Genomic DNA, 23710 nt, shown 5'->3' with positions numbered 1-23710 from the left:
TATGCAACCCCGACTGTTCTTTACCTCCGCGTTACTTTTTTTAGCCAGCTTTTCATTGTCTGCACAAGCAGAAACAGAAGAAAACCTGCCTAAATACCAAGTTGAACTGATCGTTTTTGAAACCTTGGCCCTTAGAGGTTGGACGGAAGAATACTGGAAAGAAGACTTACCGTTGATCGATATGGAGGGGGCCCTCGACATCCCCTCTCTACCTGAACAACAGTTCATGCTGACTTCAGAAGAAGAAAAAATGACACCCAAGAAAGGCTATTACATCTTGTATCATCGTTCCTGGATCCTACAAGGTGCATCGGAAGAAAACAGTCAACCCCTTAAGATTGAAGAACTGCCGGAAGAAGATTATCAGCCTAAACTTTCAGGCACGTTAAAATTCTATAAATCTCGTTATGCCCATGTTCGCTTACACCTTGAATTGGAAAGAAAAATTCCTCACCAGGTAAGAGAAGAGTTTGCAGCCAATCAAAGTATCGACCCTGAAATGCTACCGGAATTTTGGCGTTTTCAATTGCAAGAAGCCCGAAAAGTTAAGTCTGGAGAGTTGCATTATTTTGACCACCCTATCTTTGGAGCCTTAGTTAAAATCCAATACCAGGGCCGTTAATTTATAAAGCCAGTTGGCTTCATTTGCTTTGCTGTAAATATAAAAAACCGCCAGGCCTGGCGGTTTTTTTGTGACTTTTCGATATTGCGTGAACTTTATTTATCTGGTAACACTAAGTTCAATTCCAATACTTCAAATCCATTGGCTTCATCAATTGAAATTTGTAACTGTTCCTGGTCAATGGTGACATACTTTGAAATGACCGCCAGAATTTCCTCACGCATCTTAGGCAAGTACTCTGGAGCACTGCGTTCTGAGCGTTCATGCGCAAGTAAAATCTGCAAACGATCCTTTGCAAGATTTGCCGACTTCTTTTTCTTTTGTCCGAGTAAATAGTCTAATAATGCCATAACTTACTTCCCAAATATTTTTTTGAAAAGGCCTTTCTTTTCGGCAATCAAGAAGCGATGTTCTTTTTCTTCGCCCAAGAAACGATCAACGACATCCATATAGGCATGCGCCGCATCAGAATCTTCCTCTAAAATAACAGGCTGTCCAGAGTTAGAAGCGTTCAATACTTGTTCGGATTCCGGAATGACTCCTAACAGTTTAATGTTAAGCAAGTCAGTCACATCTTCAACCGACAACATTTCTCCTGTCTCAACCCGGCTTGGGTTATAGCGGGTTAAAACAAGGTGCTCGATAATCGGTTCACCCCCCCCCTCAGCACGTTTGGATTTCGCTTGTAAAATCCCTAAGATACGATCGGAATCGCGTACAGAAGACACTTCCGGATTCGTAACGATGATGGCTTCATCCGCAAAATACAAGGCTAACTGAGCCCCTTTTTCGATCCCCGCAGGAGAATCACAAATGATAAAATCAAAGCCGTCTTCTTTTAAGTCATCAATAACTTTTCCAACGCCGTCTTGAGTTAAAGCATCTTTATCACGCGTTTGTGAAGCCGCCAAGATATAAAGGTTTTTAATTCGTTTGTCTCGAATTAACGCTTGATTTAAAGTCGCTTCGCCTTGAACCACGTTCACAAAGTCATAAACAACGCGGCGTTCACATCCCATGATCAAATCTAAGTTACGTAAACCAACATCAAAATCGATGACCGCAACTTTATAGCCTTTTAAAGCCAAACCAGCTGAAATACTTGCACTCGTAGTGGTCTTGCCCACACCACCTTTTCCTGAGGTTACGACGATTACACGTGACACCTAAGCTTCTCCTCGAATTTTAAAACAGGGTCCCATCAATATAATGAAAGACCTTAATGATAGAATTATAACTGAGTATTTTACGCTGCGTAAAATTACTCTGCCTTAAAAATTAATCCAGTAAATCTGGGTTAAAGACCAACTTCCCATCGGCTAAGCTGATTTCAACAAACCCGTTTTTAAATGACTCGTCAATGTCTTCTGACAATTGATACATTCCGGCAATGCACACCAGCTCGGGATTCAACTGTTTTGCAAAAATCTTAGCCTGCGTATCGCCAGACGACCCTGCAAACACTTTGCCCATCACTTTACCAAAAACATGTACATGTCCATCAGCCACCACTTCAGCGCCTGGATTGATTGACCCCATAACAATCAGGTCTCGATCCTTAGCATAGATTTGTTGTCCAGAACGCACGGAATTTTTTACCATTAAAGCTGATTTTAAACCGCCTTTTTCAGGTTCTTCTTTGGTTCTTTTAGGACGTGTTTTCGGTTTTTCTCTCGGAAAAATAGCCAGGCCTGCATATTCGGCCTGCTCTTTAATGGCTTCGTCTTCGGTTCGAATACCGATGGGAATCATTTGAAGCTGCGTTAAATACTCCACTAGCAGCGCCAAAAAGGTGGGATCTTTCAATGTCATTTGAGGTTCGAGTACAATCGGAATCCCCACAAAAAAGTCCGGTGCTTGTTCTATTTTTGCCGCTATGGCTTTTTTCGTTTCGTCAATTTGATCTGAAAAAAGGTTTAAAACCGTTAAAGAAAGGATAGAGCCTTTTAAATCTACTATTTTGCTCATGTGTTTGAGTTAGGCCTAGACAGTTAAAAACCATAATCTTACTTGACCAATAAGGGCGAGTCAAAGGCAAATTACGGTTAAAAAGGCTTTAAAAAAATATCTCAGTTAAGGATTTTAAAGCGGTGACCACAGGAGTTGATAAAAAATGATTTAAAATCAACGCAACATCAAATTATTCTCCATTTCACGGTGCTCATTGACTGTGTCAAAATGGTTGTAATTGGTAATAGACATATAGGAAGAAATATCGACTTCATGCACTTCTCCGCCACTATGTGAAATACTTTGTAACCATCCTTTTATTGAATTGCGCTTCGAATCTAAATAGGATGACAGGGAATTCTTTAATTCCTTCGAGATAGACAAATGTGCATAATGCGCACGACGATGTTGTGAGATAAAAGATACTTCTGATTCCAGAGCCAGCATGTGCAATAAATAATGGTCAGGAATGTTTAAAGAGTCTACTGGCCAAGTGATCCAACGATTAATATGTGACAAGGAAGGTTCATTCATAACTGCTTCAATACCCGCCAAAGGGCCACAGTACCCCGGCCGGATATCTGAAACGACAGGGGGGCCTAAATTTGAATAATCAGATAAATTCCGGTTTGCACTAATGACGATCGTAACTGTTTGAGTTACCCTCTCTGCTTGTCGTTGAATTTGTTGCAACACCACTTCGATAAAAGCTTTGTTGTTTCGGACACACCAACCTTTGTCCTGCCCACCCATTCGCCTGCCCTCCCCACCGGCTAGAATAAGCACGCCAATCATTACGGATTCACCCAAAAATCAACAATGTCGCCTGCCTGATAGGTTTGGTTTGGGTCGATTCGGATATAACCGCCTGATTCAACCAAATTCATAATCTGGCTTGTTGAGACATTTAAAATCGGCTTGACCCCTTGCTCTGTTTCCCTCACCTGACACCAGACCAAACAGTCATGGTTCATTTTAAGGTCACTGGCAAGTACCCTTTTTGCAGGCTTAATTTGCCATTCCTTTATACCGGCTTGTTTTCGAATAAAAGGGGTGACCAATGCTTGAAAGGTCATGAAAGCCGCCAAGGGATTACCCGGCAAAGCAAGAATACTGGTTTGCTGAGAAATTGCCATGGAGAAAGGTTTACCAGGTTTCATATTAAGCTTCCATGTCCAGAAAGAGTGACAAGCAGCTAAAGATGATTTCATAAAGTCCTTTTCTCCTACCGAAGCGCCCCCTACCGTCAGAATTACATCAACTTGGCCTTGCCAAGCGGCCAAACGGTGTTTGATTTCTGCCTCATCATCAGCCAGTCTTTCATTGGCGATGACATTAACCGGAAGCCTTTGGCAAAGGGACTCTATTAGAAAAGCATTGGCATCATAAATCTGCCCTTTTTTCAAAGGGTTTCCTGGTGTAACCAATTCATTTCCTGAGGTTAATATGACCAGAGTAACTTTTTGAAAAACCCGCAATTCATTGATGCCAACCGAGGCTAATAATGCTTGATCTTGGGGTCTAATGACGTGTCCTTTAGACAACAGTTTTTGGCCTTCTTTCACATCCGACCCAATGGGTTTAATGTGTCGCTTCGGCTTTAGAGTGTTCGGTTTGAAAACATATTGCCCTTGTTCTGTTTGCTGAATACATGCTTTTTCAATCGGCACAATGGTATCAACCTGATCGGGAACAACGGCTCCTGTCATAATATAGACAGCTTCATTTTCAGACAATGGCTCAGCAGAATGACCAGCAAAAGCGATTTGTTTGACAGGGAGACATTCCAAAGAAGAACGCGCTGAGAAACCATAACCATCCATGGCACTTTGTCGCCAAGCCGGCACAGATATCGGTGAAAAAAGATCCTCTGCCAAAATTCGACCCACTCCGACAGATAATGGAATTTGCTCATGTTTGTTCAGTGTTGTTGCTTTCGACATCACAAAAGTAAAGACATCATCAAAATCATGCCGTAACTCTTTATTATGCTTCAACATTCTATCTTCCTCCGAGCCCAATATCCCTTAGCTTTAGCAAGCGCTTCAACCTCGGAAAGCGAATCCAACAGCATCAAAGCCGTAGCGGTGGTCGCCACAACGGAGGATTCGCCATATAAATCCTTTTTGTCACCACGCCATAAATCAATGATGTCTTGCTGTTGCCATTCTTTTGGACGTATTTGACGTTCAATAATGCCTTTGAATGGATGTTGTCTCATTCCAGTGGCGTTTCTAGTCGAAAAATAGAGCTGTGTTAACGCATCGGGCCGTATTTCAGCCTCCCCACCTTCCCCTTTAAAGACCAAATTATGCTCAGTTCCAATGACCATGGCTGTTGAGTGATGAAGCGATTCCACACCCTTATGAAAAATACCTTGAATGGATGCAGGTGCATTCAATGGATTCAATAACTTAACAGCGGTATTAAAAACTGTTCGAACACCTAGCTCGGATTTTAAATGTAATATCTCGCGTAAGTCAGGCGCAAAATTTTCTAATGGAAGATAGGTCGCTTTGCATTCTGAAACCAAGTCCCGAGCGTGCATAATCGAACTGGCTTGATAAAAATTTAGCGGCTCTAAAAAGGATTCAACATATTGACGATTACTAAATTGGCCGGCATCCCCATGCAACAAGACTCGAGTGCCATTCTGCGTTAACAGTTTTATCGCCAGTAAAAAATAAGGAGGATAACGCCATTTACCGGCATAAGCCGCCCAATCCAATTCTACAACACCCTGTTTTTCATTGAGGTCTAATGCTTGCCTAATGCCTTTGACAAATCCGATGAGCTCATCAGGGGTTTCGCCATTTGCACGCATTAACAGTAAAAATGCGCCTAATTGCTTGTCTGTCACCTGTCCAGACAAAATCATCCCTAGCGCATCACTTGCTTCTGCTTCGGTTAAAGAACGTCGGCTGATAGGTCCTTTACCAAGAATCCTCAGGTATTGACTGAAAGGATGATCTGTCATGCCGGCACCTTATCATCCAATAATGACTTTTTTTGCAATCGTTCTCTGACTTTAATCACATCTCCTATCACTAATAATGCAGGAGGTTTAATAGACTGTTTTTGAATCGTTTCAGACAGTTTGGCCAGAGAAGTGACGGTTACCTTTTGGTTAACGCGCGTTCCATTTTCGATAATCGCAGCCGGCGTGTCTGGGTTAAGACCATGAGCAATCAAGCCTGCTTGAATTTTAGGAGCATTTTTAATTCCCATATAAAATACCATCGTATCACCGGATTGTGCCAGCTTGGCATAATCAATGCCTTGTGCGCCTGCCTGCTGGTGACCGGTTACCAAGGCCACAGATTGCGCATAATCACGATGGGTTAAAGGAAAATCTGCATAAACAGAACAGCCCGCGGCCGCCGTAATCCCTGGCACAACCTGATAAGGCACATCATGTTGCACCAAAAGTTCAACTTCTTCTGCTCCTCGGCCAAAAATGTAAGGGTCCCCTCCTTTCAATCGTGCAACACGTTTCCCTTGTCGTGCCAGATCCACCAACATTTGATTGATGTCTTTTTGATCAACCTTATGCCATTTCTCTTTTTTGCCTACGTAAATACGTTCAGCTTCACGTCGTCCCATTTCCAGAATTTCAGGTGCAACCAATCGATCGTATAAAATGACATCCGCCTGTTGTAGCAATCTAAGTCCTTTGAAAGTCATTAAATCGGGATCGCCTGGTCCTGCTCCGATAATATAAACCTCCCCCTGTGGCAAACTCTGCCCGTTGGTTCTGATTGTTTCAAGCTCGGCTTCCAATAAGGCTTCGGCTTCTCCTGTGTTCCCATGAACCGCCTTATCAATAAACAAACCTGATAAAAGGGTTTCCCAGAATGTTTTTCGTCCATCAATGTCCGAAATCACATTTTTGACTGCCTGACGATAACGACCCAGCAAATCCGTTAACACACTGAATCCATGTGGGATCATCGTTTCTAAACGTGCTTTCATTACTCGAGCCAATACCGGGGAGCGCCCTCCGGTTGAAATCGCAATGGTCATTGGGGCACGATCTACAATCGCAGGCAGAATGAAATCACAGTATTCGGTTTGATCCGCCACATTAACGGGAATGGCTTGTGCATGATACGTTTCATAAACCGCTAAATTTACGTTTTGATCATCTGTTGCGGAAATAACCAAGTTAGGTCGTGGCAATTGGGATACCAAGGCGGTCGAAAAGGTATTCATATGCCAAATGATTTTTCCTTGAGCCAAATGAAATGACATTTCATTCCCCAGTTTAGGTGCCACGACCGTGACGATGGCTCCCGACTTGATAAACAAATCGGCTTTTCTGGCGGCAACCGCTCCACCTCCAACAATCAGGCAATGCTGTTGTTCAATTTTCATAAAGATCGGTAAATAATCCATACACCCTCCTCATCCTGTTTTTTCAGAAACGCCTGAGTTCAGTTCAACCGCTAAAATTTCCGTTAATTCCGGAACACAACTACCGCAGTTTGTCCCCGCTTTAAGTGCTTGTCCTATGGCTTCTACACTGACTAAATTTTGTGCTTCAATCGCATCAATAATGGTGTTAATTCCGATCCCAAAACACGAACAAATCGTTCGCCCTGGGTCCTTCGCACCACTTGCTTTACCAGCCAACAAACTGCGACGCTCTGCAGAAGAAAGTTCCGAAGTTGAAAATAATTGACCTAACCAATCTCGGCTGGGCATTTTATGGTCCGCCGCCATAAAAAATACTTTTTGAAGTTGATCGTTCTTGATTAAGGCAGCACGGTATTGCTGACAAGAGGCATCGTCATATTCAATCCACTCCGTATTTTCTAGGGAAGACAGTACGGTTTTTGCCCAGGCCTGGGCATTTTTAAGTGCTCTTTCACTGGCGATTTCATACCGGTAAAAATGTTTACCCGTAATCTTTACCCAATAGTCATCGTCAAACAATTCTGGATCAATCTCAGTTCGACTTAAAATAAATCCTTGCCACTGCGCAGAATAACGTTTGATTTTCACAGTGGTGTGTTTTGATTCCGGTTGTCCGGAAAGCGGATCGACATGAGCCCTTACCAAACTGTCAACTCGACCGTGGCTGGCATACTGACTGGTCCAATGAATCGGTACAAAGATGTCACCCCGACGCTGTGCACGACTGATTTCAACCCGTCCGATCAACTGTCCAAGTTCATTTGAAACTCTAACCAAATCGCCTTCTGATAATTGATGGAGGCTGGCATCATCCGGGTGAAGCGTAATGTAAGGTTCATTCTTATGTGCCATCAACTTGGCTGTTTTAGCAGTACGAGTCATCGTATGCCATTGGTCGCGAACACGACCGGTATTCAATACATAGGGTTTGTTCTTTGTGGGCTGACTCAAGGGCGAATAAGGTGTGATGGCGATGAATTGCGCCTTTTTAGAAGGCGTATAAAAGCGACCATCTGAAAACATACGTTGTGTTCCGTTCGGTGCAGCGGCATTCACAGGCCATTGAGTCGGTTTTAAATTGGCATATTCTTGTTCAGAAATATTTGCAAATGCTGAAATATCAAAATCACGTGAGCCATTGTTTTCAAAGCCGGATAACTGAGCGTGTTCTCTGAAAATATCCACTGCGGTATCATAATTGAATGCATGCTCCCATCCCATCCTTTTGGCCACTTCCGATAAGATCCACCAATCAGGTCGAGCATTTTCTGGCCCTTGCATAAATTGCCTTTGAATCGAGATAGTTCGATCGGAGTTGGTCACGGCGCCATCGGTTTCTCCCCAGGTGGTGGCAGGTAATAACACGTTAGCAACTCGTGTTGTATCAGTGTCTTGCATGCAATCCTGCACCACAACATAGTCACATTTTTCCAGGGCGCGTTTGACGTTATCCGCATCCGGCATTGAGACCACCGGATTGGTATTCATAATCCAAATGGCTTTAATCTTGCCCTCGCCCACAGCTTGGAATAAATCGACTGCTTTCAAGCCGTTTTGTTGAGCCATGTTTTCGGCTTGCCAGAAACGTGCTACTCGATCGATATTTTGAGGGTCATTAAAATCCATATGGGCTGCGAGCTGGTTCGCTAAGCCTCCGACTTCTCGCCCACCCATTGCATTGGGTTGTCCGGTAACCGAAAACGGTCCCATTCCTTCTTTCCCAATTCTGCCCGTTGCTAAATGACAGTTAATAATGGCATTGGATTTATCCACGCCAGAGGATGATTGATTAATACCTTGCGAGTACATCGTCACCATTTTAGGTGTGTAAGTCGCCCAATCTAGCCACTGTCGCAAGTCAGTTTCATTAAGGTCGCATTGTGTCGCCAAATCCGATACATTGCCTTGCAGCTCATCTGCTTTTTGCAATGCGCTTTCAAATCCTTCGGTATGCTTTTGAATATAATCTAAATCAAGTGCATTCTGCTGATAAAGGTACGCCAACAAACCATTGAATAAAGCGGCATCCATTCCTGGCTTAATGGCTAGATGAAGGTCAGCAATGTCGCAAGTTGCCGTTTTACGCGGGTCAACCACCACAATTTTCAGTTTCGGATTTTTCTTTTTAGCCGCCGCAATTCTTTGATAAATAATGGGATGCGCCCATGCCGTGTTTGATCCCACCAACGTAATTAAATCGGCGTGTTCTAAATCCTCATAACAGCAAGGCACTGTATCGGAGCCAAACGCTCGTTTGTAACCTACTACCGCCGAGGCCATACAGAGACGGGAATTGGTATCGATGTTCGCGGTTCCAATAAATCCCTTAATCAATTTATTGGCAACGTAGTAATCTTCCGTCAAGAACTGTCCAGATACATAAAAGGCGACGGAATCGGGACCGTATTCTGAGATGGTTTTCTGAAACGTCTTAGCTACATCATTCAGTGCGGTTTCCCAATCGACGATGTTGCCATTAATCTGTGGGTGTAACATTCGCCCAGAAAAATCCACCGTTTCACCTGCGGATGATCCTTTAACGCATAATTTGCCATAATTTGCACGATGTGCTGACGAACCTTTAACCTTGACTTCGAACGAATCACTCTTGGTTGACGGTATTTTAGGCGAAACCGTCATACCGCACCCTACCCCGCAATAAGGGCAGGTTGTTTCGACATCTTCAGAGCTTAAAAACACAGGACGATTCATTTATAATTTTACCCAGACGGATTGATTTTCAATCTTCGTTTCGAATGTGGGAATAGAAATGGCCTCATCGTCCATACAAACCCCGGTATTTAAGTTGTAATGTTGTTTTTGCAAAGGAGACGCCACCATCAACTCCCCTTTTAGATCACCCACCATACCGCGGGACATCACATTGGCCTGACCAATCGGATCATAATTACTTAAAGCAAACACTTTATTTTCAACATAAAACAACGCAATCTGTTGATTTTCGATCAATGCCGCGACACCAGAATTATTTATTAAATCAGACAGTTGACAAACTTTTTTAAACTCACTCATGTCTTTATACCCTTCTCCATAAGGTTTCAAAAACAACCAGGCCTGGCTGTTTTTATGCATAACAACGGCATTAAGCGATTTCCTTAACTTGAACCGCAATTCCGTTCAATTTATCCTGCTCGGTGGCCGGACGAATTTGCCCTCGTTCTTGAACAAACAACTGCTCGGCTTTGTCATCCACATTGACAAAAGAACGGAATCTTTTAGTGAAAGATGGGCTTGCAATAGCTCGCTTCCAATCACATTCATAGGTTTCTCGCAAATCTTTCATTTGATCTTCGAGAGATTCGCCAATGCCTAATGAGTCTTGAATCACGACCTCTCGTAAATAAGTTAATCCACCTTCTAGATTATCCAGCCAACTGGCGGTTCTTTGCAGGCGATCCGCCGTTTTGATATAAAACATCAATAACCGATCGACATAACGGAAAACTTCTTCCTGAGTCAGTTTCGTTGCAAACAAATCAGCATGGCGTGGCTTCATTCCACCATTACCACATACATATAAATTCCAGCCTTCTTCTGTTGAAATCAAGCCGATGTCTTTTGCCTGTGCCTCCGCACACTCACGTGTACAACCCGACACCCCCATTTTGATTTTATGGGGTGAGCGAAGTCCCTTATAACGATTTTCCATATCAATCGCCATGGTCACGGAGTCATCCAAACCATAACGACACCAGGTAGACCCTACACAGGATTTAACGGTTCTCAGCGCTTTAGCATAAGCTTGACCTGATTCAAAACCAGCATCAATCAATTCTTTCCAAATCGCAGGAAGGTCATTCATCTGCGCCCCAAACAGCACAATTCGTTGTCCCCCGTTAACCTTTGTATAGAGCTTGTATTTGGTCGCTACCTGACCCAAAACAATTAATTTTTGAGGGGTTATCTCACCTCCAGGCACTCGAGGAATCACCGAATAGGTTCCATCTTTTTGCATATTGCCCAAATAATTATCATTGGTATCTTGTAGTGGAATTTTGTCAGGCTCCAAGGCATAACTATTCCATAAGGAGGCAAAAATATTGCCTGTGGTTTGTTTACAGATATCACAACCGTGGCCACGGCCATGCTTTTGGATAAGGTCTTCGAAGGTTTTAATTTCTTCAACCTGACAAATATGAAACAGTTCTTGACGGGTATGGCTAAAGTGTTCACAAAGGTCGGTATTGACTTCCACTCCACGCTTTTCTAGCTCATTGTTTAAAACATTGGTGACCAGTTGAACACATCCCCCGCAGCCGGTACCTGCTTGTGTGGATGCTTTCACGTCTGAAACGGTGCAACATCCTGCCTCAACCGATTGAATGATGTCTCCTTTTGACACGTCATAACACGAACAAAGCTGAGCTGTTTCCGGTAAAGCATCGGGGCCGAATAAATCACTACCACTGCCATCCCGGTTAGGAAGAATTAACGAATCCGGGTGTTCAGGTAGCGCCATGCCATTCAACATGATTTGCAGGAGATTGCTAAAATCCTCAGCGTCACCTACTAAAACCGCGCCAAGTAATGTCTGACCATCTGATGAAACGACGATTTTTTTATAGACCTCTTCCGGACCATTTTCATAGACATAAGACAACGCGCTTTCATCGTTACCATGAGGGTCTCCGATGGAACCAACATCAACCCCCATTAACTTCAGCTTGGTGCTCATATCCGCGCCTTCAAAGTTGGCAGAAGTTAAGTTCAGTTGATCAACGACGGCTTGTGCCATGGCATAACCGGGCGCAACCAGTCCATAGATCATCCCGTTATGTAACGCACATTCACCAATGGCATAAATATTAGGGTCTGACGTCAAGCATTGATCATTAACTTCAACCCCGCCGCGTGGCCCAATCGTTAATTCTGCTTGCTTTGCCAAATCATCACGTGGACGTATACCGGCTGAAAATAAAACAATATCAGTTTCCAAGGACTCTCCATCGGAAAAGATCATTTTATTAAGACAGCTTTCCCCGTCCGTAATCTCTTGCGTTGCTTTTGAAACATGGACATGGACGCCCATGTTTTCAATTTTTCTTTTCAGCAACCCTGCACCGCCCTCATCCAGTTGGACAGGCATTAACCTGGGCGCAAATTCAACCACATGTGTATCCAAACCAAGATCTTTCAGCGCTTTAGCCGCTTCTAAGCCTAATAAACCGCCGCCTACAACCACACCCGTTTTGCCGTTAGTGGCTGCAGCTTTGATGGCTTCTAAATCTTCAATCGTTCGATAAACCAAACAGCCAGCACGATCATTCCCTGTAATTGGCGGTACAAAGGGATAGGAACCTGTTGCTAGAATGAGTTTGTCATAACAAACTTTCTGACCGGATTCTGACGTAATCGTTTTTTGCGTACGATCAATCTCAATGACTCTATCTTTCAAATACAGCTGAATGCCATTCTCTTCATAGAACCCCGGTTTAACCAAGCTCAAATCTTCAGCCGTTTTACCTGAAAAATAAGAAGATAAATACACACGATCATAGGCTTTGCGAGGTTCCTCTCCAAAAACCGTTACCTCAAAGTTTTCAAAACCCTCGCTGGCGATAAGCTTTTCGAGAAAACTATGCCCGACCATCCCATTACCAATGACAACAATACGCTGTTTCATTTCCTGCTCCTAATCTCTAATTCCTGACTGTCAGCTTCAATAACCCGGACCAAAAACCAACGTATCTCGCATCGGCGAAATATTTTGTTTTTGTCGTAACAGTTCAAATAACCAAGTGGCACCGGTGGTGTCACCAAATAAAAGGGCTCCGATGACCTGATTGTTTTTTAATACAATTTTTCGATAAATATTTTTTGCCAGATCTCTAAAAACAATAACATCCGTTCCGTTTTCCCCTTTAAACTCACCCGCAGAAAACAGGTGAACGCCCGTGACTTTTAACATCGTCGAGGTAATGGAACCGGTATAAGACACGGATTGCCCCGCCAATCTTTTAGCTAGAATCTTGGCTTGCTCATACAAAGGGGCAACCAAGCCATACGTTTGGCCTCGGTGTTCATTGCACTCCCCTAATGCATAAATATTTTCAGCCGAAGTCTCAAGGAAGTCGTTCACCAAAATCCCTCGGTTGACTTCAAGGTTGGCTTGTTTGGCTAACTGTGTGTTAGGACGAATCCCTATCGACATCACCACGAGGTCAGTCACAATTTCTGACCCATCATCTAAGCGAATGCCTTCGACTTGATTTTGTCCAATAATTTCGGTGGCATTGACTCCCAGACGGAATTTCATCCCCGTGGTATCATTCGAACTCTGCTCAAGATGTTTTTTTAGCAATTGACCAGATTCTTTATCCATTTGCATATTCATCAGCACGTCACTTCGATGAATAACGGTGACGTCCATTCCTCTTTTCATTAAACCATGAGCAGCTTCCAATCCTAGTAAGCCCCCACCAATTACGACCGCTTTGTTATGACTTTGGGAAACCGATACCATGCTTTCGACATCACGAATATCTCTAAACGTGACCACGCCTGGTAAATCAACACCTGGAATCTCTAATTTAAATGGGTTCGAGCCTGTTGCGATAACCAATTTGTCGTAATAATAAGTCTCACCGCAAAAGGTGGTAAGAACTTGTCCAACCGGGTCAATAGCTGAAACCATCTTGCCGGTATGCAAACGAATTCTTCGTTCCTCAAACCAGGTTGCATCATGAGTCATTATCTCTGGAATCGTTTTTTCACCTGCCAATACCGGAGATAACATAATGCGGTTATAACCGCCAACTGGCTCTTTATTGAATACCTCAATTTCATAGCTGTTCGGAGCTTCTTCTAGCAAATGTTCAAGGAAACGAGTTCCCGCCATTCCTGTACCGACTAAAATGAGTTTCGGTTTCATAAAATCACCCGTTCCTTAATGATTAACCTTGCGTTGCTTTTCATATAAAAAGCGCAATACTTCTGAACGATAGTGGTTGTAAGTTGGATCATCCGCTAACGCCAACCGATCTCGTGGCTGTGGCAAATCAACCTTTAATATTTCTCCTATACTAGCCGCTGGCCCATTTGTCATCATCACAATACGATCTGACAATAAAACGGCCTCATCCACATCATGCGTAATCATAATAACGGTATTGTTCAAGTCTTTCTGAATCTCCATCAATGAATCTTGCAAATGCGCTCGGGTTAGAGCATCAAGTGCTCCAAAAGGTTCATCCATTAACATGATCTTAGGTTGCATCGCCAATGCTCGGGCAATACCCACACGCTGCTTCATGCCACCTGAAATCTCGTCAGGTCGTTTGTGCATCGCATGGTCCATGTGGACCAACTTTAAGTTATGTTCAATCCATTCTTTTTTCTCAGACGCGGTTTTGCTTTTTTTAAACACTTGATCAACCGCCAACTCCACATTTTCATAAGCCGTTAACCAAGGCAATAAGGAATGGTTTTGGAAAACAACCGCTCTTTCAGGACCGGGTTCGTTAACCTCTCTTCCATCCAGTAACACTCCGCCTTCGGTCGCTTCATACAATCCGGCAACGATATTTAATACCGTCGATTTACCGCATCCTGAATGCCCGATAAGAGAAATGAATTCTCCTTGTTGTATTTTTAAATCCACTTTTTCTAAAGCCCTAAAAGGCCCTTTAGGGGTTGGAAATTCAATTCCAACATTCGTTAATTCCAAATGAACTTCTGACATTTTTTTCTCCTACCCCTGCTTATCGTAATGTGACCGACTTATCCCAAGACACGGCTTTTTGCAAAACCAACATGCCTCGGTCTAATATAAACCCAACAATCCCGATCATAATGACGGCAACCATAATTCGGCCTAACGAATTAGAACTGCCATTTTGAAATTCGTCCCACACAAATTTACCCAGGCCTGGGTTTTGGGCCAGCATTTCAGCGGCAATCAACACCATCCATGCAATTCCTAAAGAAATTCTCAAACCGGTAAACATCATTGGGATCGAGCACGGTAGAACAATTTTTCGAACATGGGTCCACCAGTTCAGGCGTAAAACCTGACTGACATTTTTTAAATCTTGTGTCACCGTTGCCACACCTGCTGCGGTGTTGATAATGGTAGGCCACAAACAGCACAATAAAACAGTGAACATCGAATTTAAAAACGCCTTATCAAAAGCTGGGTCGTCCGTCACATAAACCGCTGACACCACCATCGTCACCAAGGGCAACCAGGCCAAAGGAGAAACAGGTTTAAATATTTGAATAAGAGGATTCACAGCAGCATAGGCATTGGCGCTTAACCCGATGATAATTCCAATTGGAATCGCAATGATTGAAGCTAGGATAAACCCACTCATGACGGTAACTAAGCTCCGTCCTATCTGTTCAAAGAATGTAGGCGGTCCGGTATAGTCGCGAATGGTTGGCTCATAGCTTGGATCTTTTTCCACTCTTTGTGCATTACGCTCGGCTTGACGCTCGTAAAACTTTTCTTCTTTAATAGCGCTTGCTTCCGCTTCTTCCTGCAACGAAATAAACTGCTCATACGTTTGTATTGGCCCTGGAAACTGGCCCAAAGAAGTATGAATATGCGAGGCGGCGCCTTGCCAAATGAATAAAAAAACCACCAGGCCTGCTATTGGCAAACCAATCATTTTTATAATGTTATTGAGTTGGCTTTTACGATCTTCACCAATCATCAGTTTGTAAAAAGGTTCAACAAGTGACCACTTTAAAGGATTCATAGAACTTACCTTTATTTCTCAAAAGCAGGTTCGTCTGAACCTGCGTATACGTTTATTTAAAGTTTTTCTTTGCCTTTCAATCCAATCTTAAGGCTATCGATGTATGCATTTGGTTTAGAGCCGTCATAAGGAATGCCGTCCATAAAGTCATTCTGAACGCCTCTGTAACCATCTGTTGTGAACACAGCAGTATCAAAATCAGATTTTTTCATCACGCCGTCTTCAATCAAAGCTGCAACCGCTTTTTTATAGATGTCTGGACGGTAGACTTTTTTAGCCATGTCCTGATACCAAGTATCTGGTTTATATTCTGAAATTTGCCCCCAACGACGCATTTGCGTCATATACCATATGGCATCGGAATAATAAGGGTAGGTTGCGTTATAACGGAAGAAGACATTGAAATCTGGCTCGGAACGCTTATCGCCTTTTTCATATTCAAATGTGCCAGTCATGGAGTTAGCGATAACTTTATAATCGGCCCCTACATAACTTGATTTAGATAGGATTTTGACTGCTTCCGGACGGTTTTTGTTATTCTTTTCATCCAACCATTTTGCAGCTCTGATCATTGCCTTTACGATTCGAATCGTCGTGTTCGGATACTGCTCATAAAAATCCTCTCTAAGACCGAATACTTTCTCAGGATTGTTTGTTTGAATGGAGTTATCTGAAATGACGGGAACACCGATGCCTTTGAAAACGGCCTGTTGATTCCAGGGTTCTCCGACACAATACCCTTCAATGGTTCCAGCTTCCATTGTGGAAGGCATTTGTGGAGGGGGCGTCACTGAAAGTAATACATCTGCGTTGAGTGTCCCTGCTGTATCCCCTTTATGAGGAGCGTAATAGCCAGGTTTCAAGCCACCTGCTGCTAACCAATAACGTAGCTCATAGTTATGGGTTGAAACAGGAAAGACCATTCCCATCTTAAAGGCCTTACCAGCATTTTTATAAGATTCCACCACAGGTTTTAATATCGATGCACTGATTGGATGTTTGGGCTTACCGTTTTCCATTTCAACATTGGGTTTCATCGCTGCCCAGGTTTTATTAGAAACGGTGATTGCATTACCATTTAAGTCCATCGAAATGGGTGTGATTACGTTTGCTTTGGTTCCATATCCTATGGTGGCCGCAATCGGTTGCCCGGCTAACATATGAGCGCCATCCAACTGACCATCAATAACCCTATCCAACAATACTTTCCAGTTGGCCTGAGCCTCTAACTGCACATAAAGCCCTTCATCTTCGAAAAAACGCTTTTCATAAGCGATGGCTAAAGGAGCCATGTCCGTTAACTTGATAAACCCGAACTTCAAATCTTCTTTTTCTGGATACCCTAGTGCGTATGCACTTCCTGATGAAAAAACCATTGCCGAGGCAATTGCCAGGGTTGTTTTTTTAATGAATGAGCGTCGACCTGTTTGTTGGTTTGTCATAATTTCATCCTTTTCGGTTTAATACTGTGTCATTCAACTAAAACTTTTAAATTCTTTTCATCGTTGAAGTTTTTTAAAAGCAAAAAAAAACGCCCACAGGCAATCTTCTCGCATGAGAAAATGCCTATGAGCGTCTATACTCTTTTCAAATTTTAAAAGTATTTAACGAATTTTATGCCAAAAAAATTAAATCCTTAATTAACAATAATTTAATTACAAACCAATAAAAACATCACGACTTTAAACTGCGCCATATTGAACCTTTATTGTTCAGAAATGCACCTAAATAAAACAATCTTCGCCTAACTCTACCCCTTCCAGCAACCATGGCTGCAGATGAATGCCTTCTTTTTTATGATTGACACTCGGTAACACCACACCTTGAGAAGAGATGATTTCCCGGTAGGTATCAGTCAAGTAAATGGATGCCGCCACTTTTTGTATGTCAACGCTATCATCTATTTGATTCGACTCTTTCATTTGTTCCAGAATCCATTCTGCATGTGACTGCCATGGGAAGTTTGCTAAATATTTAAATGGCACTGAAAAGTTAATCACTTTTCGGCAGAATTGAGTGTCTGGGTGATAAATATCACCATCTATCGCATTGCATAGAGACGCCTCTGGCGCACCCACATACTCTGGCCGAGCCAAGTACTTGATCAGTTGCTCTTTATGTTCAACTCGATCTATCCATTCACTTGCCTGATACAGAGCTGTAATTAACTTTTGATGCGTTGTTTTATTTTCATCCGCCCATTGCTTCGTAACACCCAAAACCTTTTCTGGCGCATTGTTCCATATTTCGTACCCCGTGATTAGGGTGACGGCTGTGCCGCATTTCACGGCATGTGAACTCCATGGTTCTCCCACGCAATAACCATCAATCAACTTTTCTTCTAAGGCTTTAACAACACTTGAAGGTGGCACAACCACTATTTGTACATCTCGATCTGCATCAACGCCTGCACTTTTTAACCAATGTCGTAAAAGATAATGATGCATGGAAAAAGGAAACACCACCGCAAACCTCAGGGGTTCCTGTCGATTCGCTGCTCTCTTTTGAATAAGTTTTTTCAAAACATATGCACTTTCTCTTGGTTTTAACAGCAGGTCTGAATCATATTGTTTCATTTCATTGAACAATGTATTCGAAACACCAACAGCATTGCCATTCAAACCAAAAGAGTACGCTGTGACCAAATGTTTTTTCAAACCTCCTATGCCTAAGGTTGTCGCCATTAACATGGGGGCAAGCATATGTGCCGCCTCGACCTCTCCAAAGATTAATTTATCTCGAATATTTGACCAAGAGACTTCTTTTTGTAACTGAACGTTTAAGCCTTGCTTTTCAAAGAAACCTTGTTCCTTCGCAACAATTAACGGTGCGCTGTCCGTTAAAGGGATAAATCCAATATTTACATTTTTCATTTACTTTTCACCACTCCAGCACACTAATGATATTTTCCGCCACGTCAGCCATGCGAATATTACGATCCATCGACATTTTTCGCATGGCTTCATATGCTTCTTGTTCCGAAACCCCTTTTTGAGACATCAACAGATGTTTTGCCTGATCAATCAGTTTTTTGCTTTCGAGTTCATCTTTTGTCTGTTTCAACTCATTTTTTAAAGCCTGGTATTCTCTGAAACGAGCAATCGCTACATTCATAATCGATTTAACACGTTGCTGATCCACTCCTTTGGCAATATACCCACTGACGCCTGAGCGTATCGCTTCCTGAATCACGGTTTCATCCTCAACATCCGAAAACATCACTACCGGCATCGGGTTATGCTCGTTTAATAATGACATGCTTTCCAGAATGTCTCGATCAGGCGAATCCGTATCAATTACGATCATATCGGGTAACACTTTAGCCACCTTCGATAAAAGGCTTGGTCCTGGCTCAACACGCGCAATAACCTCATACCCATGATCTCGCAATGCTTGAGACAATAATGCCGCACGAGCAGAATCATCATCCACCAGCATCACTTTTATAGGTTCATTGGCTTCGGCCATCTCTGCACCCTTTCGTTAACATCAAAAATGAAAAAATCATAAATGCATAATTACTTTTATTGAACTTATTTTTGCGATTGCTTTTCATAAAACTCATCAAATGCTTCGGCTGTTAATGCTTTACTATAATAAAATCCTTGAATTTCATCACATTGCCTTTCTTTTAAAAAATCCAACTGCGCTTGGGTTTCGACCCCTTCAGCGATTGTCTTTAAACCTAGGGCTTTTGATAAACTGATAATAGCTTCTACAATTGATCGATCATCTGAATCAACGGCAAGATCACGAATAAAGGATTGGTCGATTTTTAATTTCGACGCCTTAAAACGTTTTAAATAACTCAAAGAAGAGTATCCCGTCCCAAAGTCATCAATTGACATTTTAATTCCCTGTCCAACTAACTTATCCATCATGTCAATCGCTGCTTCTGGATTAGCCATTGCAACACTTTCTGTTAACTCTAATTCTAAAAACTCCGGAGAAACGCCTTCTTCTGTCAGGATTTTCATAACCTGTTTAGGCAAATCCTCATAACGAAACTGGACTGCAGACAAGTTAACAGCCACTCTAAAACATGGCTTATTGTGCTCAGACCATATTTTAATTTGTCTTATTGCTGTTCGTAACACCCACCAACCAACGGCTAGAATCTGTCCACTTTGTTCGGCCACCGGAATAAATTCTTGCGGAGAAATTTCCCCCATCTCTGGATGATTCCATCGAATCAAGGCTTCAACGCCAACAATATTGCCAGACTGAGCACAAACTTGGGGTTGATAATACAATTCAAATTGCTGGTTAAATAAAGCCATGCGTAATGCACTTTCAATTTGCATAAGTCGTGAAGAATGTGCTTGCATTTCCATCGTGAAGAATCGATAAACATTACGCCCATCATTTTTCGCTTCATACATGGCGGTATCGGCATTTTTCAAAAGGCTGTCTGCATCCACACCATCCTGAGGGTAAACCGCAATTCCAATTGAGGGCGTAATATAGAGCTTATAAGGTTTCAAATTCAGTTCATCAGATATTGTTTCCAAGATTTTTTCAGCTACATGTACTGCACCGTTTTCACCGGTATCAGGTAGAACAACAATAAACTCATCTCCACCTTGGCGCGCAATCGTATCCTCATCTCGTAATATTTTTAATATACGCTGCCCAACCTCAATCAGTAGCTGATCTCCAACTTGGTGACCTAATGTATCATTCACATTTTTAAAATGATCCAGGTCAATAAACAATAATGCTAATGGCGTGTTGTTTCTTTCTGCTGTACTGATACTGTGATGAAGTCGATCCATAAGCAGTTCTCTATTGACTAATCCCGTTAAGGGATCGTAATGGGCTAAATGCTTTATCTTTTCTTCCGACTCCTTTACTTTGGAAATATCATTAAAGATACCAACATATTCAGTTACATTGCCAGACGTATCCAATCCACAACTGATTGACAACCACTCTGGAAAAATTTCACCGTTTTTCCGACGGTTCCAAATCTCGCCTTGCCAGTGCCCTTTTTCTTTAATTGATTTCCAAATTTTTTGGTAAAACTCTTTAGAATGCCGACCTGAGGCCAGTATCTTAGGTGTTTTTCCTAACGTTTCTTCAACACTGTAGCCACTGATTTCTGAGAAGGCCTCATTCACCATTAATATCTTTTGGTTTGAATCCGTAATCATGATTCCCTCACGACTCTGTTCAAAGACCTTTGATGCCAACTCTACTTGAGCTTCCGTTTTCTTATGCTGACTGATATCTGTGATAAAACCATGCCATAAAATAGACCCATCTTCTTGTTTCTCCGGCATGGCATTACCTGACAACCACCGAACATCGTCATTCTCAAAACACACTCTATATTCTTGATACCAAGGTGCTAATCGCTCAGCCGATTCTTGAATTGATTGCTGTACAGCGTCAATGTCTTCTGGATGAATTACTTCAAAAACCTTATCTGCGCTCTCCATAACGTCTTCGGGTCTAACGCGATAAATGTCATACAAAGCATCACTTGCAAAAGGAAAGAAACTTGTTCCATCAGGCATTAAACGGAATTGATAAATCACGCCAGGTAACCTGTCTGCTAATTTTTGTAACCTATCATAGGCCTCTTGACGAGAAGCTTCTATTTCCTTGCGTTCCTTAGCGTGAAAAAAATCATTCAGAGCAAAGCTAATATCTACAGCCATTTCCAACAATAAATTTTGGATAGGCTCATCAAATGCTTCTTTTGTATCACTGTATAAATTAAGGGTTCCAACCACCTTAGAGTTTTGATGTAATGGCAGAGAAGCGGAAGATTGCCAGCCAAACTGCTTTGCACGTTCATGCCAGGGTTGTGTATGAGGATCTGTCTGAAAGTCTTGACACCAATAAGGTTCGTCTTGCCGAATCGCAAGTGCTGTCGGACCTTGCCCTATTTCAGCTTTTTGGTCAATTGATATTTCTAGCCCTTCAAGATATTCAGAGTTATTACCAAAATGAGCCACAGGGTAAACAAGGTTTGACTCTTTATCAATCTTACCGATCCAAGCCATCTTCATTCCGCCTTCACGAACCGCAATTTCACAGACTTTTGAAAACAAAGTGATTTGGTTGCTACTACGAATAATGGCTTCATTAGTGTGATTCATCGCAGAATAAAGTTTGGTCAAGCGTTCCAAGCGAGCTTCATCTTGTTTACGCTTACTGATATCTCTTGCCACCCCTAAAACGCCAATCACTTGCCCTTGTTCGTTTTTCATCGGCGTTTTAATGGTTGAAAAAAGGCCTCGATAACCGTTCTCTTTAAAGGTTAACCATTCTTCATTTTCGACAGATTCATTCGCTGCCATTGCATTACAATCATTTTCTCTAAAAAAATCTGCCAGCTCTTTATCAACAAAGTCATAATCCGTATTGCCAATGATATCGGCTTCTTTTGCACCAAAAAATTTTTCAAAACTTGGGTTACAACTTAAATACTTCCCTTCCGTATCCTTTAACCACACTAAGTCTGGAATAGTATGGACTAAGGCTGTCAATTGATTTTGATGTTCAATGTTAAGTTCAGCTAAATGCTTTAATTCTGTGACATCCTGTACCGTCATTAGATAGTACTGCACCACGTCATGAGCATCTCGTACACATTTAACATTAATGGTCCCAAAAACAATGCTACCACCAGCCGCTAACAGGTTAACTTCTGTAGTAAACCCTTCGCTTTTACCCGATTCAATCTTTTCTAATTGAGTAGAAACCTCCGCTAGATCTTTAGGGTGAATAATTTCTCTAAAGGTTTTAGATGCTAAATCTTGCGCTGAATATCTTAATATTTTGGGTAACCGATGATTAAACCGAACCCATTTGTCATGCTTAGCATCTAAGATCGCCATGCCGATAAATGGTAGTTCGTAAAATTTTTGCAGAACTTTTTCGGCTTCCGTTTTTTCCGCATACCGTTCTAATGCTTGTAGATCACGTTGTTTTTTCAAAACAATCAAAAAGGCAATTCCAATCAAAAATAAAGCGAAAAAGGAAACTAAAACAATCCAGAAAACCAAGTCGTTAAGTGATTTAGTTGATTCTTCCATATCAACTTTGGAAATAATCATCCAGTCTGTATTTTTGACTGGATAGTAAGCTGCTAAAACCCTAGCACCTCGATAATCAATCCCTTCAACAACGCCAGGTTCACGGTTCTTTAAAGCCACAACGGCCGGCAAAGTATCCTCGTTCATTGATCTTTCTACAATCCCCCCTTGGTTATCATTGACAGCATGACGTAGCGGCGATAAAAACTGAACACGCTTTCCTTTTTGTAAAACCAGCAAGGTTTCGCTAGATTGGCTAGAGGTTGGCCAACGTTTTAGGTAAGGGAAAATAAAATGGTTTGGGTCAAGATGTAATAAAACCACTGCCATCACTCTATTTTGTGGGGCTGAAGGTTCGAATAAAGGAACGACTATATCAAGATGAGCTGTCGTACCTGATTCAAAAGTCATATCACTCTTCACTATAGACTTGGTTTGAATGCTTTTATGAATGAGTTTTAATATTTCAGGGTTTGACAAATCATGAGCCTGTCCAACATTTAAAAGAAGTGAGGCATCCGGTTTAATTAGTGAAATGGATTCATAGTGATAAAATTCTTGCAATGCAGCAAACAGCTCAGAAATATTTTTCTTTTGATCCAATACCTGTTTGTTAAGCAGAATATTTTTTGTATATAGCAATAGCAATCTGTTACTAGAAACAACTTTGGTAACTTTGTCTTGCTCCTTGAGCCAGTTAGCAATCTGATAAGATTTAAGCTCCGCAATGCCCAGTAAATTATTAAAAGTTTGCTGTTGCATTTTAGGGCCATGGTTTGCAATAACCGTTATTGCAAATAAGGGCACCATTAAAAAAAGTAATAAAAACATCAGCCAAATACGGTAAGACTTAAGGTAGTGCTTTAACTTACTTTTCTTTTGAGTCATTCTTCATAATGCCTTTTGAACATACAACGATTACATGGAACTTTTTATCAATTATACTTAATAAGCAT

General features: G+C 42.0%; 18 protein-coding genes. 1 reads left to right on the top strand and 17 read right to left on the bottom strand.

What is annotated here, in order from left to right; translation table 11 throughout:
- Nucleotide 1: 1 nt before the first annotated feature.
- Nucleotides 2-622: a peptidoglycan binding protein CsiV gene (locus GHNINEIG_RS06155; protein ID WP_135795833.1), complete on the top strand. Its 621-nt coding sequence runs from the start codon at nucleotides 2-4 to the stop codon at nucleotides 620-622.
- A gap of 95 nt (nucleotides 623-717) precedes the next feature.
- On the opposite strand, the gene minE is transcribed toward GHNINEIG_RS06155, so the two are convergent.
- The 17 genes from minE to GHNINEIG_RS06070 all read right to left on the bottom strand — a co-directional run bounded on the left by minE (nucleotide 718) and on the right by GHNINEIG_RS06070 (nucleotide 23642).
- Nucleotides 718-972 carry a cell division topological specificity factor MinE gene (gene minE / locus GHNINEIG_RS06150; RefSeq protein WP_011370589.1) on the bottom strand — a complete coding sequence of 85 codons (255 nt, stop codon included), beginning with the start codon at nucleotides 970-972 and terminating at the stop codon, nucleotides 718-720.
- A 3-nt stretch (nucleotides 973-975) separates the two neighbouring features.
- Nucleotides 976-1788, bottom strand: coding sequence for a septum site-determining protein MinD (minD, locus tag GHNINEIG_RS06145; protein ID WP_135795832.1), 813 nt, complete (start codon nucleotides 1786-1788; stop codon nucleotides 976-978).
- Between the two features lie 112 nt (nucleotides 1789-1900).
- Complete coding sequence (gene minC / locus GHNINEIG_RS06140; protein ID WP_135795831.1) at nucleotides 1901-2590, bottom strand: septum site-determining protein MinC; 690 nt, start codon at nucleotides 2588-2590, stop codon at nucleotides 1901-1903.
- 156 nt (nucleotides 2591-2746) lie between these two features.
- The gene (gene mobA, locus GHNINEIG_RS06135) at nucleotides 2747-3367 is read right to left on the bottom strand and encodes a molybdenum cofactor guanylyltransferase (protein WP_135795830.1); all 621 of its coding nucleotides are present in this window, start codon (nucleotides 3365-3367) and stop codon (nucleotides 2747-2749) included.
- Nucleotides 3367-4572 (bottom strand): molybdopterin molybdotransferase MoeA, encoded by a 1206-nt coding sequence (locus GHNINEIG_RS06130; protein WP_135795829.1) that lies wholly within the window; start codon nucleotides 4570-4572, stop codon nucleotides 3367-3369. The genes mobA and GHNINEIG_RS06130 overlap by 1 nt, the downstream gene beginning before the upstream one ends.
- Nucleotides 4566-5549: a glycosyl transferase family protein gene (locus GHNINEIG_RS06125; RefSeq protein WP_135795828.1), complete on the bottom strand. Its 984-nt coding sequence runs from the start codon at nucleotides 5547-5549 to the stop codon at nucleotides 4566-4568. Before GHNINEIG_RS06125 ends, GHNINEIG_RS06130 begins: the two co-directional genes overlap by 7 nt.
- Nucleotides 5546-6967, bottom strand: a complete 1422-nt coding sequence (cysG, locus tag GHNINEIG_RS06120; protein ID WP_135795827.1) for a siroheme synthase CysG — start codon at nucleotides 6965-6967, stop codon at nucleotides 5546-5548. The genes GHNINEIG_RS06125 and cysG overlap by 4 nt, the downstream gene beginning before the upstream one ends.
- Nucleotides 6968-6976: 9 nt before the next feature.
- Nucleotides 6977-9700, bottom strand: coding sequence for a nitrate reductase (locus GHNINEIG_RS06115; RefSeq protein ID WP_135795826.1), 2724 nt, complete (start codon nucleotides 9698-9700; stop codon nucleotides 6977-6979).
- A complete protein-coding gene (gene nirD, locus GHNINEIG_RS06110) occupies nucleotides 9701-10081 on the bottom strand; it encodes a nitrite reductase small subunit NirD (protein WP_317616020.1) in 381 nt (126 codons plus the stop codon).
- Between the two features lie 10 nt (nucleotides 10082-10091).
- The gene (gene nirB / locus GHNINEIG_RS06105; RefSeq protein ID WP_135795825.1) at nucleotides 10092-12632 is read right to left on the bottom strand and encodes a nitrite reductase large subunit NirB; all 2541 of its coding nucleotides are present in this window, start codon (nucleotides 12630-12632) and stop codon (nucleotides 10092-10094) included.
- 36 nt (nucleotides 12633-12668) lie between these two features.
- Nucleotides 12669-13880, bottom strand: a complete 1212-nt coding sequence (locus GHNINEIG_RS06100) for an NAD(P)/FAD-dependent oxidoreductase (RefSeq protein ID WP_135795824.1) — start codon at nucleotides 13878-13880, stop codon at nucleotides 12669-12671.
- Between the two features lie 15 nt (nucleotides 13881-13895).
- Complete coding sequence (locus GHNINEIG_RS06095) at nucleotides 13896-14690, bottom strand: ABC transporter ATP-binding protein (protein ID WP_135795823.1); 795 nt, start codon at nucleotides 14688-14690, stop codon at nucleotides 13896-13898.
- A 19-nt stretch (nucleotides 14691-14709) separates the two neighbouring features.
- Entirely contained in the window at nucleotides 14710-15708 is a 999-nt protein-coding gene (locus tag GHNINEIG_RS06090; RefSeq protein ID WP_135795822.1) for an ABC transporter permease, read from the bottom strand.
- A gap of 56 nt (nucleotides 15709-15764) precedes the next feature.
- Nucleotides 15765-17150 (bottom strand): CmpA/NrtA family ABC transporter substrate-binding protein, encoded by a 1386-nt coding sequence (locus tag GHNINEIG_RS06085; RefSeq protein ID WP_135795821.1) that lies wholly within the window; start codon nucleotides 17148-17150, stop codon nucleotides 15765-15767.
- A gap of 282 nt (nucleotides 17151-17432) precedes the next feature.
- On the bottom strand, nucleotides 17433-18581 hold the full coding sequence (locus tag GHNINEIG_RS06080) for a CmpA/NrtA family ABC transporter substrate-binding protein (protein WP_135795820.1): 1149 nt from the start codon (nucleotides 18579-18581) through the stop codon (nucleotides 17433-17435).
- A gap of 7 nt (nucleotides 18582-18588) precedes the next feature.
- Nucleotides 18589-19176: an ANTAR domain-containing response regulator gene (locus GHNINEIG_RS06075; RefSeq protein ID WP_135795819.1), complete on the bottom strand. Its 588-nt coding sequence runs from the start codon at nucleotides 19174-19176 to the stop codon at nucleotides 18589-18591.
- A gap of 65 nt (nucleotides 19177-19241) precedes the next feature.
- On the bottom strand, nucleotides 19242-23642 hold the full coding sequence (locus tag GHNINEIG_RS06070; protein WP_135795818.1) for a bifunctional diguanylate cyclase/phosphodiesterase: 4401 nt from the start codon (nucleotides 23640-23642) through the stop codon (nucleotides 19242-19244).
- Between the last annotated feature and the right edge of the window lie 68 nt (nucleotides 23643-23710).

Source organism: Hydrogenovibrio crunogenus, from assembly GCF_004786015.1.
In the GTDB taxonomy this organism is placed as follows: Bacteria; Pseudomonadota; Gammaproteobacteria; order Thiomicrospirales; family Thiomicrospiraceae; genus Hydrogenovibrio; species Hydrogenovibrio crunogenus.
This window is presented reverse-complemented; position numbering and strand designations above follow the sequence as displayed.